This is a genomic window from Bacillus sp. FSL K6-1012 (assembly GCF_037964915.1).
Classification (GTDB): Bacteria; Bacillota; Bacilli; order Bacillales; family Bacillaceae; genus Bacillus; species Bacillus halotolerans.
In genome coordinates this window covers 1,733,169-1,746,775 of record NZ_CP150175.1, presented here as the reverse complement: position 1 = coordinate 1,746,775, position 13,607 = coordinate 1,733,169, and the positions used below count along the sequence as shown (strand labels likewise).

Genomic DNA, 13,607 nt, shown 5'->3' with positions numbered 1-13,607 from the left:
TTTCTCTCCTTTTGAATCGTAAAATTCAATTTACTTTTTGTTTCGTTTTAAATACGTAAGCCAAGATTTCTGCCAAGACTTTAAAAAACTCTTCCGGCACTGCCTGGTCAATTTCAACCTGATCATATAACGCACGGGCAAGCGGCCTGTTTTCTACCATCATGACATCATGCTCTTTAGCTATCTTCCTTATTTTTAATGCAAGGTGGTCTACACCTTTTGCAACAATGTATGGCGCGTCCATTTTTTCTTCGTCATATTTAAGTGCGATCGCATAGTGAGTCGGGTTTGTGATGATGACATCAGCTTTCGGCACTTCCTGCATCATCCGCCTCATCGCCATTTCCCGCTGTCGTTGCTTAATTTTAGACTTAATAATCGGATCTCCCTCAGATTTTTTGTACTCATCTTTTATATCCTGCTTTGACATTTTGATATTTTTCTCATAGTCAAATCTCTGATACAAATAATCGAGTCCGGCAAGAATCAACAAAGCCCCTGCTCCGCTCAGCCCCATCCACAGGGTGAGTTTTGAAACAAAGGAAAGTGCCTCTTCAGGTGTCAGAAGGGGAAGGCGGAGAATTTCTCCATAGTGCATCCAAAGCACAACGAACGCCGCAAACCCTACAACAGCAATTTTCAAAATCGATTTAAGCAACTCTACAATCGCCCTCATGCTGTATATCCGTTTAAAGCCTTTTATCGGATCCAATTTTTCAAGCTTAGGCTGGATCACTTCCGTAGAAAATAAAAATCCCACCTGCATATAGTTGCTTACAACTCCTGCAACAAGGGCAACAAGCAGAATCGGAGCAAGTACGATGCCAGTATCCTTTAATAAGCTGATAAACAGGATGTGCACATTTGATTCTGAGAGCTTCATTGTGAGTGACTCCGTGTAAAATGTCTCTATAAATGACAGCAGCCTGTCTCTCATATACGGGCCGATCGCAATAAACGAAAGGAAGATGACTAATAATGAAACGGCGGTATTCACATCAGAGCTTTTTGCAACCTGCCCTTTTTTTCTAGTATCCTTCCGTTTTTTCGGAGTGGCTTTCTCTGTTTTTTCTCCCGCAAAAAATTGGAGGTCAATTCTTAGCTTCATTAAGAAACACCGACCAATGCTAAAAGATTCCGCATCGTTTCAATCGTTAAGCCGAAAACATTCCGAACAACGACGAAGATAACGGACATACACACGATGAGCATGATAAAACTGACAGCAATCTTTAAAGGCAGACCGACGACAAATACATTTAATTGCGGAACTGTCCGGGCCACGATGCCTAATGCAAGATCCACAAGAAACAAACTGGCCACAACCGGCGCCGACATTTGAAATGCGATAATAAACATTGCATTAAAGCTTTTGGCGATAAGATAAGCAAACTTTTCATCGCCAAAATTCGGAAATGCCTGATCAACCGAAATATACTGAAAGCTGTAGTAAATACCGTCCAGCAGCAAATGATGCGCATTGACACTCAGCATAAACAAAAGAGCCATCGTATAGATAAACTGGCCGATCAATGGACTCTGTGCGCCCGTTTGCGGATCGATAACGTTCGCAATTGAAAAACCCATCTGAAAATCAATAAACGAACCGGCTATCTGAACGGCAGCAATCATCATATAAGCAATCAAACCAAGACACAGACCCACCAAAGCTTCTTTAAACGCCAGCAGCATATATTGCTCGTCAACCTCCAAAGACGGAGGTTTATCAATCGTGCTGAAGCAAATGACTGCAAGAAAAAAAGCAAATCCGATACGATGAACAGCCGGAACGTTTCTGTGGCCGTATAGCGGAACCGTTACAAAAAAAGCAGAGATTCTAATAAAAACCAATAAAAAAGCAGGAAATAAATCAATAATCGAATTCATCACTGTATTACCCTGCAAAACGATTTAAATTAGAAAACAGCTCTGTTGTGAACGAAAGGATGGTCGACAGCATCCATGGCCCGAAAAAAATCAGTGCCAAGAGGACTGCCACGATTTTGGGAATAAACGCCAAAGTCTGTTCCTGGATTTGAGTTGTCGCCTGAAAGATGCTGACGATTAATCCGACCAATAAAGCGATCGCAAGCAGAGGCGCGCTGATCATCAGCGTTACATATACGGCTTTCTCCGCCATAGAAATTACAAATTCTGAATTCACGTTTAGCACCTACCCTAAAAGCTCTGAAGCAAAGATTTCACAATTAAATACCAGCCGTCTACTAAAACAAAAAGTAAAATTTTAAAGGGCAGAGAAATCATAACTGGAGGGAGCATCATCATCCCCATTGACATCAGTACGCTCGCCACTACCATATCAATAATTAAAAAGGGGATAAAAATCATAAAGCCTATTTGAAACGCTGTTTTGAGCTCCGAAATGGCAAAAGCGGGAACCATCGTTGTAAGAGGAATATCTTTTAATGATTCGGGTTTATCCATTTTCGCGTAATTCATAAACAGTGCCAAATCCTTCTGCCTTGTGTGCTTACTCATAAATTCTTTAATCGGTTCCTCAGCTTTTGTATACGCTTCGTCCAAACTGATTTTATTGTCCATCAATGGTGTCAGCGCTTCTTTATTAATCTCTGAAAAAGTAGGAGCCATAATAAAAAATGTTAAAAATAGCGCAAGGCCGATAAGGACCTGGTTGGGCGGCATTGATTGCGTCGCCAGTGAAGTTCTGACAAACGACAGAACGATGACGATGCGGGTAAAACAAGTCATAAGAATCAATATTCCAGGCGCCACTGAAAATACAGTTAACAATAATAGTAATTTAACAGTTGAACTGACGTTACCCGGATCGCTAGAACTGAAAATATTTATAAACTCATTCATGATGACGTGGGCCTTTCTTTTTTCCTTCTGAACGGTTTTGTTTTAGCTCTTCAAGCTGCTCTTTTAATGCCTTTGAAAATGAAGGCAGCTTTTGCTGCGGCTGATTCTCAGAACCCTTTAGGGGTTTGACAAGCTTTTGCCACTCTATTTTGCTTGACATCGCCTCTTCATGCTGGCTGAGTATGACTTCGATTTCCTTTTCATCCTCAATTTCTTTAAGGAGCTGGATCGTCTCTCCTACCCCAACGACGAGAACACTGTTGCCGACTTTAATCAATTGGATAGATCGGTTTTGGCCAACCGATGTTCCGCCGATATTTTCAACATATTGAAAAGGCTTTAGCAGCCGGTTTCTTTTGTTCATAAGCTTAACAAGCCCGTAAATCAGCGCGATGACAAACAATAAAGCGAAAATCATCTTCACAAAATCAAAAGCTGAAACAGAAGGAGCAGCAGCTCCCTCCGTCTCATCAGCAGTTTGTGTCGTTTTTTCTTTCTTTTGCTCTGGCTTATCTGCGGTCTTTTCCTCTTTCTTTTGAAACCATTCGTTTACAGTTGAATCATCAGATGCCGCCGCATCAGCAGCAAGCGGATGCACACTGAATAAAATGAAAAAACATATAAAAGCAATGAAACATTGACTCTTTTTCAACAGTCGTACACCCTTTAGCTTAATGTTTTGTTGATTGCTTCAAGCACACGGTCCGCCTGGAAAGGTTTCACGATAAAATCCTTAGCACCGGCTTGAATAGCATCGATAACCATTGATTGCTGTCCCATGGCAGAACACATAATGATTTTAGCTTGAGCATCAATTTGTTTAATTTCTTTTAGTGCAGTAATACCGTCCATTTCTGGCATTGTGATATCCATTGTAACTAAGTCAGGAGAATGCTCTTTAAATTTTTCTACAGCCTGAGCGCCATTTTCGGCTTCTGCCACTACGTCAAAACCGTTTTTTACCAAAATATCTTTGATCATCATTCTCATAAATGCTGCGTCATCTACAATTAAAATTCTATGTGCCATAATTTTTTTCTCTCTCCTCGTGTTTCTTTATTTTAAATTATTAATGCGTTCTGCCTGGCTTAATATGTCAGTGACCCTTACTCCGAAGTTTTCCTCAATGACCACGACTTCGCCTTTGGCGACGATACGCTGATTCACTAAAATATCTACCGGCTCACCGGCTAATTTATCCAGCTCAATAATACTTCCGGCTGAAAGTTCTAAAATTTCTTTTACGCTTCTTTTCGTTCTGCCGAGTTCAACAGTGATCGAAAGCGGGATATCCAAAAGCATATCCAGATTGTTTATAGGAGCTTGTGTGCTCTCATTTGGATCAAATGATGAAAATTCCACTGGAGAAACTTGAACAGGCGCGGCTTTCTTCGGTTTCCCCTGCCTTTTAGCCGGCACTTGCTGCTGCGGTTCGTTCCGCGGCTCGGACATCACAGGCTCTTTCGGCTGTTCATATGTAACCTCAGGCTCCGGCGTTGTTTCTTCAGCTGGACTTTCCTCCGTGTTCATAAGGCTCGAGATCAAATCTTTAGCAAATGTCAGCGGATATAGCTGCATGATGTTAGAGTCTATTAACTCGCCCACCTTCAAGCGGAAAGAAACTTTAACCAGCATTTCATCAGCAGGAATACGGTCTGTTCCTTTTTCTTCATTTACATCAAGCAGTTCTACACGCGGGGGTGAAATATCAATTTTTTTACTGAATACAGTAGACATTGACGTTGCTGCCGACCCCATCATTTGGTTCATCGCTTCTTGAACCGCGCTCAAATGGATCTCTCCAAGTGAAGGATCTGCACCTTTCCCGTCTCCCCCGATCATTAGGTCCGCAATAATCGCCGCGTCACTTTGTTCGACGACTAGCAGGTTGCTGCCGCTGAAACCTTCCGTATAATTCACTTCAATTGCAACATACGGTTCAGGAAACGCATCACTGATTTTGCTTCTTGGGATGACAGTTACGTTTGGAGTCGTAATATCAACTTTTTGATTTAAAAGCGTGGATAAAGCTGTCGCTGAACTGCCGAATGAAATATTTCCGATTTCACCGATCGCATCACGCTCCATGTCCGATAAGTCATGCACTTCCGGAGCCTCAGGCTCATCAGGTGTGCTGCTCGTGCCGTTAAGAAGCGCGTCAATCTCATCTTGAGATAATCTGTTATTCTCCATCTTGTTCACCTCTTATGTCGTGGTCTAAAATTTGCACTGCCTGTTTTCGATTCACCCGGCCGGCTTGTCCTAAAAATTTCGGCTTATCTCCGACCAATACAGTAAGAGGATCTGTTACTGATTTGTCCAAAGTTATGCAGTCTCCGACTTCTAAACTTAAAAACTCTTCTATTGTCAGTTCAGATGTGCCGAGTTCGGCCACGACAGGTATTTGTGCTGTCATGATACGTTTTTCAAGCGACTTTGTTTCCTCAGGTTTCGGTTCATTTCTTTCTGATTGCATCCAATAATGGACCGAAAGCTTTGGTATGAGCGGCTCGAGGACGATATGCGGGATACAAAGATTGATGACACCGCTGATTTCGCCGATTTGTGTGTTGAGTGAAATAACAACAACCGTTTCATTAGGAGATACCATCTGAACAAATTGCGGATTCACTTCAAACTCAGTCATTTCGGGCTCAATATCAGCAATGGACTGCCAAGCTTCTTTATAATTTCCCAGTGCATTTTCAAATAAATTAGAAATAATTTTTGTTTCAATTTCTGTTAAACTATCAACCTTATTATGACTGATCCCGATGCCCCCCATCACACGATCCATCATCGTATAGGCAATTGTCGGGTTAACCTCCATCATAATTCTGCCTTCCATCGGATGGACATCGAATAAATTCAGGATCGTCATATTCGGTATGGATCGGATAAATTCTTCGTATGGAACCTGATCAACAGAGCTGACCGATATATGGATATATGTTCTGAGCTGAGCAGAAAAGTGAGTTGTAAGAAGTCTTGCAAAATTGTCATGAATTCTTGTTAAACTGCGGATTTGGTCTTTAGAAAACCGCAGCGCGCGTTTGAAATCATAAACCTTTACTTTTTTCTCTTTTTCTTCTTTTTTCAGCTCTTCAGCATCCATTTCACCCGTTGATATTGCAGAAAGCAGTGCATCTATTTCATTTTGGGAGAGAACTTCTCCTGACATTTTCCTCACCTCCGTATTCTGTCAAATTATGCTTTATTGCAGATTAAAAGAGGTAATATACACTTTTTCTACTTTTCCTTCTTGGAGGTAGCTATTCACTTTATCTTTTAGTTCCTTCTTAAAGGTTTCTTTTCCCTTGTCTCCCTCAATCTCATCAGCATTCGTATCAGCCAGCAGTGATATAACAGCATCTTTCACTTGAAAATCACGTTTTTCAAGCTCTTCTTTTGATTTATCAGAGTCAGTTTCAAGTTTAATCGCTAAGCGAATAATGTTATCGGATTTTAAATTCGTTGTGATTTCTGCTACATCAACAGAAGATGCAACGATTTCATCAATACTTCGTTTTGCCTCACTTTTTTCGGACTTTCCGCCTAAAACAAAATAAGCCGCCGCCCCGAGAGCACCAATTACGATAAGAATAATTAGTAAAATGATCAATAATTTTTTCTTCATTCCGGTTCCTCTATTCCATGGTCCATTGAAAATATTTGTATTTTTTGATAGAACGACACAATCTTCTCCAGAACAGCTTCTTCATCTTCTTTTACTACAAACTTCTTACCGTTCGACAGTGTGATTGTAGTATCCGGAAAGCATTCAATCTGTTCAATAAATAACGCATTCAGCGTAAAGGGCTGCCCATTTAAACGGGTTACTTTAATCATAAAACAGCGGAGAAGCGATTACTCGCCTCCCCTCCCTCCTTAACGTTTAAGGTTAACCAGCTCTTGAAGGATTTCATCCGATGTTGTAATAATCTTAGAGTTTGATTGGAACCCGCGCTGAGCAACAATCATTTCAGTAAACTCGTCTGTTAAATCAACGTTAGACATTTCTATAAATCCTGACTTCAAGGCACCTGTACCGCCATCACCAGGCTGATTAGCTGCACTAGCAGTTCCAGAGTTCAAAGATTCACGATACAAGTTGCTTCCGATTTTATCTAAACCGTCACTGTTTGCAAAAGTAACAATCCCGATCTGACCGCCATCTTGTGGTTTACCGCCAGCATCAACAATTGACACTTTTCCATCAGATCCGATACTAAAGCTTTGAGCATCTAGAGGAATTTTTATTGTTCCTCCTGTCATATTTAACACATGGTAGCCGTCACCAGTCACCAATGTTCCGGTATTATCTAAATAGAAGTTTCCAGCTCTTGTGTAAGCCGTTCCATCACCTGTATCGATTTGAAAATAACCGTCGCCGTCAATCGCTAAATCAAGCGTTCTTCCTGTGCTTTGTGTCGCGCTTGTTGAATGGATGGTATCAATTGTGCCAGATGATGAACCCAAACCGATCTGCTTAGAGTTTGTTCCGCCGATTGTTGCACCAGCAGCAGAACCGCCGGCAATCGTTTGACTTACCATATCTTTAAAGGTAACCCGGCTCTTTTTGAATCCCACTGTATTTACGTTGGCAATATTATTGCCGATAACATCAAGTTTTGTTTGAAAGTTTTTCATACCGCTGATTCCAGAATAAAGTGAACGTAACATAATATATTCCCCCAGATGTTTTTATTTAGATGATTGTCCCACAGACATGACATTCGCCGGACTGATCTCGGTCCCATCATCAAGAACGAGATAATAATTTCCTTTAGAATGTTTAACAGAGCTTACTGTGCCTGTTTTATCTGTTGCACTTTTACCATCAGTCCAAGATACTTCTTTTCCCATCCAATCAACATACGTTGTAAACGGATCTTGGTTTTCAACGAATTTAGTCATCGTCGTATTCAGATTCATCATCTGTTCCAGGCTTGAAAAAGTCGCCATCTGGCTGATAAATTCTTTGTCATCAACCGGATTAAGCGGATCTTGGTTTTGGACTTGAGTCATTAATATTTTTAAAAACTCGTCTTTTCCCAGGCTGCTGTTGCTTGCAGCGGCAGTGCTGCTTGTTTTTTCAGGCAATTTATATTCTGAGCTTATTGATGTCATTCTTCTTCCTCCAATTCAACCATTGACACTTCATCAAGCAAGTCTCCAAACTCGTTTGATTGCTTTTTCTGTCTTTGCTGCTTCTGTCCCTCTTGCTGCTGTTTCTGTTCATCAGCAAGCTGGCCATATATCGGCTGGTCTCCGCTTTGAATCGGCAATGTAAAACGGTCAACTTGGACAGCCATATTCGGCAGTGATTGCTTCAACTGAGGCAGATGTTGTTCGAGCAGCTCTTTTGCAGATTGGCTGGATGCAATGATTTTACTCTGGAACATTCCATTTTCATTTGTCAGCTTAATTGTGACAAATCCTAAATGTTCAGGGTTCAGCCGAATTGTAAAACTGCCGGTTGACCTCCCAAAGGGTGTATATTTCATCTGCTTCCATGCACTGATCACTTGATCAGCAACCGTTTTCGTATCGGCTGCATGCAAATCAGATGAGAGCTGCAAATCGAGTGTCTGAACTCCTCCGGTGCTCCGGTAGCCTGAAAACATCATTTGAATTCCTGACTTACTATCAATAGGCTGAATACTTACAGAGGAATCTGCCGTACTTTTATTACCTGACGTCAGAGTGTCCGGCGAAAGGGCACGTTTTCCGACCTCTAGTGACGATTCGGATGATTTCGATAACAAAAAAGCTTTCAGCTGACTTTCAGCTATATTCCATTCCTTCGTCCCTTTTTGAGGAAGCACTGACATCTGTTCCATTAAGCTTTGAAAACTTTTCAGCTCTGACTTTGACATCTTATAAAGCTTTGAACTTGACTCGTCTTTTGTAAATATCTGCTGTTTAAGATCCTGAATAAGCTGTTCAGATATGCCTTTTTTTTCTAATGCCGAAAGAAATTCATCTCCATTTTTGTAGACAGTATGAGCTTGATGATCACGGTCAGTCATTTTATTTCCTTCTAAAAGCTGACTGATAAGCATTTGGATATGAATAAGCGTTTTATCATCTTCTGCTGATGCCTCATTTTCCTGAACTTCTTGCTCTCTGTCAGACTTGAGTTCATCAGTAGCGGCATCACCAGCTGAATTCTTTGCAGTCAGAGCAGTTTTCTCTTCAGAAATGGTTTTGTCTGCAAGTATTTGCCCCATGTGCAGTTGATCAGTTCCGTCAGCCAATTTTAATTCAACTGCTTGCAGCAGATTCTGTAACATTTGCTGAGCGGATTCATCCAGCTGCTTTCCTGTTAGTTTACTTAACGTTTGCAGAAGATCGGCTTTTTCCTTGTCTTGATTTTCAGGAGTTGCATTTAGCCAATCACTGATCTTTTTACATGCATCTTTTAAAAGCTGATCGTCAGTCAGAGTCCCATTTCCTTGTGATGAAGGTTCTTTCGAGCCGGCTTCAGACATAAGCCAATTTTGAAAAACTCCCTGGCTATTTTTGATTGTTTTAGCAGCTGTCCCTGCTGTAGTTTGCAGCCGAGGTCCGGCTAATTCAAGCAGCTTCACCTTTATTCCCCCTATTCTTGGCTGGCAGCAATTTTTTCTGTATATGCTGCCGCTTGCTCAGGAGTCATTTTTGCCAAAATTTCAGCAAGCTGCTTTTTGCTCAGTCCATTCAATATTTTCAGCGCTTCTTTCTCCTTTAATTGGGCAATGATTTTGGCAGCCTTTCCGCTGTCCATGCTTTTATAAACACTGATGACTTTATCATCAGAAGCTTTATCAGAACTTGATGAATCTTCTGTGTTATCCTTCGGTGTCTTTTTTTGGTCTTCCGCTGTTTTTTCAAGAGAACGAATCTTTTGATTCAGCCTGTCTATTTCAGATTTGCTTGTATCCAAATCCTTATTCAATATACTGATCTCACTTTTTTGATCCTTAATGGTTTTTTCCAGAGCCGCCGTATTACTGTTATTCTTAGCTGTTGATGATGTATCTTTTTTATCTTCGGTCTCAGGAACCAATTCTTTAAGAACTGGCGTTTTGGCTGCAGCTTCCTGTATCGGCTTTAAGACATTGACACCAGCCGCCCAGAGAACAATCCCCCCTGCTATAAGCAGAAATATCAGCGGAAGGATAATGATCAGCAAAACCGATCGGAACTTACCTGATTCTTTCTTTTTGCCGGACATTACATTCGCTCCTAATGGCCTTGAATCATAAACTGCTTGATCGAAATATCGTCCATTTCTTTCATCTCTGCAGCTTTGTCTTCAAGAGCAAACATTTTAAACTGTTTTTCACGCATCTTTTCAAACTTCTTCACTTCAATATTTTTTTCTGTTAACACTTCTTGCTTTTGGTTCATTTGATTCCTTTTCATAATGACGAGCTTTTGGTAGTGATAAATGGTGTTTTCAAGATTTGAGACAAATTGCTGATAATGCCTCATCTCTTGAACGCTCATCCCGCTTTTCAGTTTGTTTTCTTTATTTTGCTCAAGCAATTCCTTTTTGCTCATATTCTCATATAGTTTCTCCGCTACAGTTTCAAATTCAGAAACTGATTGCTGATACTCAGACAAAGACTGGTCTTTTTCGTTCTCTTTTAGTTCCAGCAGCTTTTGGAATCTAAATTGATAGGCCACGTTCTATTCCTCATTTCCTGTCAAACTAGTTAATGCAGCAATGCTTTCTTCCAATGATGCTGATTCTTCTGTTCCCTGCTTCAGAAATTGAATAAGCTGCGGATAAAATTGTATCGCCTCATCAATTTCTCTTGAGGACCCTCTTTTGTAAGCTCCAATATTAATGAGATCTTCAGAATTTTGATACGTTGATAAAAGTTCACGGAATTTATTCGCTGCGTCTAAGTGCTGTTTTGTCGAGATGTTTGACATCACCCTGCTGATGCTTTTTAACACATTGACGGCAGGAAACTGGCCTTTATTAGCAAGAGCCCTGTCTAACACAATGTGTCCGTCTAAGATTCCGCGAACAGTATCAGCAATAGGCTCATTCATGTCATCCCCGTCGACTAACACTGTATAAAACGCTGTGATTGTTCCGTGTTCATTTGCACCTGTTCTCTCTAGTAAACGAGGTAAAATAGCGAACACAGAGGGTGTATATCCTTTTGTCGTCGGGGGCTCTCCAGCGGCAAGTCCGATCTCCCTCTGAGCCATCGCCACCCTTGTGACAGAATCCATCATAAACATGACATTTTGCCCTTTATCACGAAAGTACTCAGCAATGGCTGTCGCCGTATAAGCGGCTTTCAACCTCGTTAATGCAGGCTGGTCTGAGGTAGCAACAACTACAATTGACCGCTTCAGACCCTCTGCTCCCAAGTCTTTTTCAATAAACTCCCGAACCTCTCGACCGCGTTCTCCGACGAGTGCAATTACGTTCAAATCAGCTTCGGTCTGTTTAGCGATCATTCCCATTAATGTGCTTTTCCCGACGCCGCTTCCTGCGAAAATACCAATCCGCTGGCCTTTTCCGACAGTCAGCAGACTGTCAATAGACCTGACTCCAACACCCATTTTTTCCCGGATAGGCGGGCGTTTCATCGGGTTAGGAGGTGGTTGCTCCGTCGATACAGGCGCAAGTCCTTTCGGCAAAAGTTTTCCGTCGAGCGGTTCGCCAAACGCATCAATGACTTGTCCGATCAGACCGGCTCCTACCTTTACACGAAGAGATTCACCGGTGGCTTCAACAATGCTCCCGGGGGCAATGCTAGCGGCCTCTAAATAGGGCATTAACAAAATATTTTCTTCCTGAAATCCAACAACTTCAGCTTTGATGACTTTTCCTGATTGACCTTTTGCATAAATCAGGCACAGGTCGCCAATTGAGCTTGCCGGCCCCTTTGATTCGATCATCAGGCCGATCACCCGTTTCACTTTTCCATAACGCTTATACGAGTCTGTCATTTCTATGCAATCTATCAGACTCTGTGTCTTCATTGATCCGCACCTGCTTCCAGTGCTGTAAGGAGCTTATGCTTCAGTTGCACCAGCTGGGTATCAATGCTTGCATCCACTCTTCCAAAAGGAGTTTCTATATAGCATGATCCTTTTTCAGCTTTTTCATCGGCGTATAAACCCAGCCGGCATTCTTTGTAAAGAAGCTGCTGGATTTCGTCTTTATGCTGAAAAACTGTTTCATAGTAATAAGGGTCCACATATATTGATATATCGTCATATTCCTTTACTTCGTTTACCACCTGTTTCACAAGCAGGATAAAGGCCTCTTTATCATCAGATTTTTGCTGCCATACTTTTTTAGCTAACGCAACGGCAAGCTCAACGATTTCTCCGGAGGCATCTTCAAGCTTATCCTCTACAGCTCTTCTGGACATCTCTGTTATGCTGTTTGCCTGATTGAGCAGCTCAGCATACTGTTGTAAGGCTTCAGCTCTCCCTAATGCAACACCTTGTTCGAAACCTTCTGTTTTCGCTTCTTCAATAAGCTGCTGTTTTTCAGCCGCCCAATCATTTTTTTCCTGCTCAATTTGACGGCGGATGTCTTCCATCTGGCTGTTCGCTTGCTCGGAAATCCGATCAGCTTCTTCTTTGATCCGGGCCATTAACGCTTCCGGATTTTCTTCAGTCTGTAAAAGATGTGAATGATCGATCCGAACCTCTTGTAAAGAAAGCTTTCTTCTTTCCTGCTGTGGGGAAAAAGATGATTCTTGTTTAATGATATTAGACAATAATATCGTCTCCTCCGCCTCTTGCTATAACAATTTCACCGGCTTCTTCAAGCTTTCTGACGATGCTTACAATTCTTGATTGAGCCTCTTCTACATCCTTCAAACGTACAGGGCCCATAAATTCCATTTCTTCTTTGAATGTTTCAACCATACGCTGTGACATATTGTTGAATACAATTTCTTTGACTTCCTCGCTTGCCACCTTTAATGAAAGGAGCAGATCGTCGTTTTCAACATCGCGTATAACCCGCTGAATTGCTCGGTTATCAAGGGTAACAATATCCTCAAAGACAAACATCCGCTTCTTGATTTCTTCAGCAAGATCAGGATCCTGAATTTCCAAGGAATCCAATATCGTCTTTTCTGTTCCTCTGTCTACACCGTTTAACACTTCAACAACAGCTTCGATTCCGCCGGTTTGTGTATAATCCTGAGTAAATGCGGAGGATAATTTCTGTTCCAGAATCCGTTCTACTTCATTAATAATTTCAGGTGACGTTCTGTCCATTACCGCAATCCTTCTTGCGACTTCTGCCTGTACCTCAGGATTCAGCTCGGATAAAATTTGTCCGGCCTGCACAGGGTCAAGGTAAGACAAGATTAAAGCCATCGTTTGCGGATGCTCTTGTTGGATGAAATTTAAAATTTGTTCAGGCTCTGCTTTTCTGGCAAAGTCAAATGGTTTAACTTGCAGAGAAGAAGTCAGCCTGTTTAGTATGTTTTCAGCCTTATCTTCTCCGAGCGCCTTCTCAAGAACTTGTCTGGCATAGCTTAAACCGCCCTGAGAAATATAATCCTGGGCAATCGCTATATTATGAAATTCCTCTATAATTTCATCCTTTTTTTGATGATCGACACTTCTAACTCCTGATATTTCAAGGGTAAGCCTTTCAATTTCTTCATCGGTTAAATGCTTATATACAGAAGCTGACACATCTAAACCTAAGGAAATCATGAGAATGGCTGCTTTTTGTTTTCCTGTAAGCTTGTCTTGATCACGTCTCGCCATTTCTAATCCCT

The 13,607-nt window shown here is 41.5% G+C and carries 18 protein-coding genes; all 18 read right to left on the bottom strand.

Annotation, left to right across the window (positions count from 1 at the left end; translation table 11 throughout):
• Positions 1–25: 25 nt before the first annotated feature.
• Genes flhB through fliG form a run of 18 tightly spaced genes read right to left on the bottom strand, consistent with a single transcriptional unit; the run spans position 26 to position 13,596 of the window.
• Positions 26–1,108 (bottom strand): flagellar biosynthesis protein FlhB, encoded by a 1,083-nt coding sequence (gene flhB, locus NSS75_RS09095; RefSeq protein WP_024121408.1) that lies wholly within the window; start codon positions 1,106–1,108, stop codon positions 26–28.
• Positions 1,108–1,887: a flagellar biosynthetic protein FliR gene (fliR, locus tag NSS75_RS09090; protein WP_024121407.1), complete on the bottom strand. Its 780-nt coding sequence runs from the start codon at positions 1,885–1,887 to the stop codon at positions 1,108–1,110. Before fliR ends, flhB begins: the two co-directional genes overlap by 1 nt.
• A 7-nt stretch (positions 1,888–1,894) precedes the next feature.
• A complete protein-coding gene (gene fliQ, locus NSS75_RS09085) occupies positions 1,895–2,164 on the bottom strand; it encodes a flagellar biosynthesis protein FliQ (RefSeq protein WP_010334259.1) in 270 nt (89 codons plus the stop codon).
• Positions 2,165–2,178: 14 nt separating this feature from the next.
• Positions 2,179–2,844, bottom strand: a complete 666-nt coding sequence (gene fliP / locus NSS75_RS09080; protein WP_024121406.1) for a flagellar type III secretion system pore protein FliP — start codon at positions 2,842–2,844, stop codon at positions 2,179–2,181.
• On the bottom strand, positions 2,837–3,496 hold the full coding sequence (gene fliZ, locus NSS75_RS09075) for a flagella biosynthesis regulatory protein FliZ (protein WP_044155883.1): 660 nt from the start codon (positions 3,494–3,496) through the stop codon (positions 2,837–2,839). The genes fliP and fliZ overlap by 8 nt, the downstream gene beginning before the upstream one ends.
• A gap of 14 nt (positions 3,497–3,510) precedes the next feature.
• On the bottom strand, positions 3,511–3,873 hold the full coding sequence (gene cheY / locus NSS75_RS09070; RefSeq protein WP_010334256.1) for a chemotaxis protein CheY: 363 nt from the start codon (positions 3,871–3,873) through the stop codon (positions 3,511–3,513).
• 27 nt (positions 3,874–3,900) lie between these two features.
• Positions 3,901–5,037 (bottom strand): flagellar motor switch phosphatase FliY, encoded by a 1,137-nt coding sequence (fliY, locus tag NSS75_RS09065; RefSeq protein ID WP_339237062.1) that lies wholly within the window; start codon positions 5,035–5,037, stop codon positions 3,901–3,903.
• Positions 5,027–6,025 (bottom strand): flagellar motor switch protein FliM, encoded by a 999-nt coding sequence (fliM, locus tag NSS75_RS09060; protein ID WP_010334255.1) that lies wholly within the window; start codon positions 6,023–6,025, stop codon positions 5,027–5,029. Before fliM ends, fliY begins: the two co-directional genes overlap by 11 nt.
• 33 nt (positions 6,026–6,058) lie before the next feature.
• On the bottom strand, positions 6,059–6,481 hold the full coding sequence (gene fliL, locus NSS75_RS09055) for a flagellar basal body-associated protein FliL (protein ID WP_024121403.1): 423 nt from the start codon (positions 6,479–6,481) through the stop codon (positions 6,059–6,061).
• Positions 6,478–6,693: a flagellar FlbD family protein gene (locus NSS75_RS09050; RefSeq protein ID WP_010334253.1), complete on the bottom strand. Its 216-nt coding sequence runs from the start codon at positions 6,691–6,693 to the stop codon at positions 6,478–6,480. The genes fliL and NSS75_RS09050 overlap by 4 nt, the downstream gene beginning before the upstream one ends.
• Before the next feature lie 39 nt (positions 6,694–6,732).
• Positions 6,733–7,527 carry a flagellar basal body rod protein FlgG gene (gene flgG, locus NSS75_RS09045; protein WP_024121402.1) on the bottom strand — a complete coding sequence of 265 codons (795 nt, stop codon included), beginning with the start codon at positions 7,525–7,527 and terminating at the stop codon, positions 6,733–6,735.
• Between the two features lie 21 nt (positions 7,528–7,548).
• Positions 7,549–7,974 carry a flagellar hook assembly protein FlgD gene (gene flgD / locus NSS75_RS09040; RefSeq protein WP_024121401.1) on the bottom strand — a complete coding sequence of 142 codons (426 nt, stop codon included), beginning with the start codon at positions 7,972–7,974 and terminating at the stop codon, positions 7,549–7,551.
• Positions 7,971–9,437, bottom strand: coding sequence for a flagellar hook-length control protein FliK (locus tag NSS75_RS09035; protein WP_268543872.1), 1,467 nt, complete (start codon positions 9,435–9,437; stop codon positions 7,971–7,973). The genes flgD and NSS75_RS09035 overlap by 4 nt, the downstream gene beginning before the upstream one ends.
• A gap of 11 nt (positions 9,438–9,448) precedes the next feature.
• Positions 9,449–10,063: a MotE family protein gene (locus NSS75_RS09030; protein ID WP_339237056.1), complete on the bottom strand. Its 615-nt coding sequence runs from the start codon at positions 10,061–10,063 to the stop codon at positions 9,449–9,451.
• An 11-nt stretch (positions 10,064–10,074) separates the two neighbouring features.
• Positions 10,075–10,518 carry a flagellar export protein FliJ gene (gene fliJ, locus NSS75_RS09025; protein WP_010334249.1) on the bottom strand — a complete coding sequence of 148 codons (444 nt, stop codon included), beginning with the start codon at positions 10,516–10,518 and terminating at the stop codon, positions 10,075–10,077.
• Between the two features lie 3 nt (positions 10,519–10,521).
• Positions 10,522–11,838 (bottom strand): flagellar protein export ATPase FliI, encoded by a 1,317-nt coding sequence (fliI, locus tag NSS75_RS09020; RefSeq protein ID WP_316961234.1) that lies wholly within the window; start codon positions 11,836–11,838, stop codon positions 10,522–10,524.
• The gene (gene fliH, locus NSS75_RS09015; protein WP_024121397.1) at positions 11,835–12,587 is read right to left on the bottom strand and encodes a flagellar assembly protein FliH; all 753 of its coding nucleotides are present in this window, start codon (positions 12,585–12,587) and stop codon (positions 11,835–11,837) included. Before fliH ends, fliI begins: the two co-directional genes overlap by 4 nt.
• A complete protein-coding gene (fliG, locus tag NSS75_RS09010) occupies positions 12,580–13,596 on the bottom strand; it encodes a flagellar motor switch protein FliG (RefSeq protein ID WP_003231981.1) in 1,017 nt (338 codons plus the stop codon). Before fliG ends, fliH begins: the two co-directional genes overlap by 8 nt.
• Between the last annotated feature and the right edge of the window lie 11 nt (positions 13,597–13,607).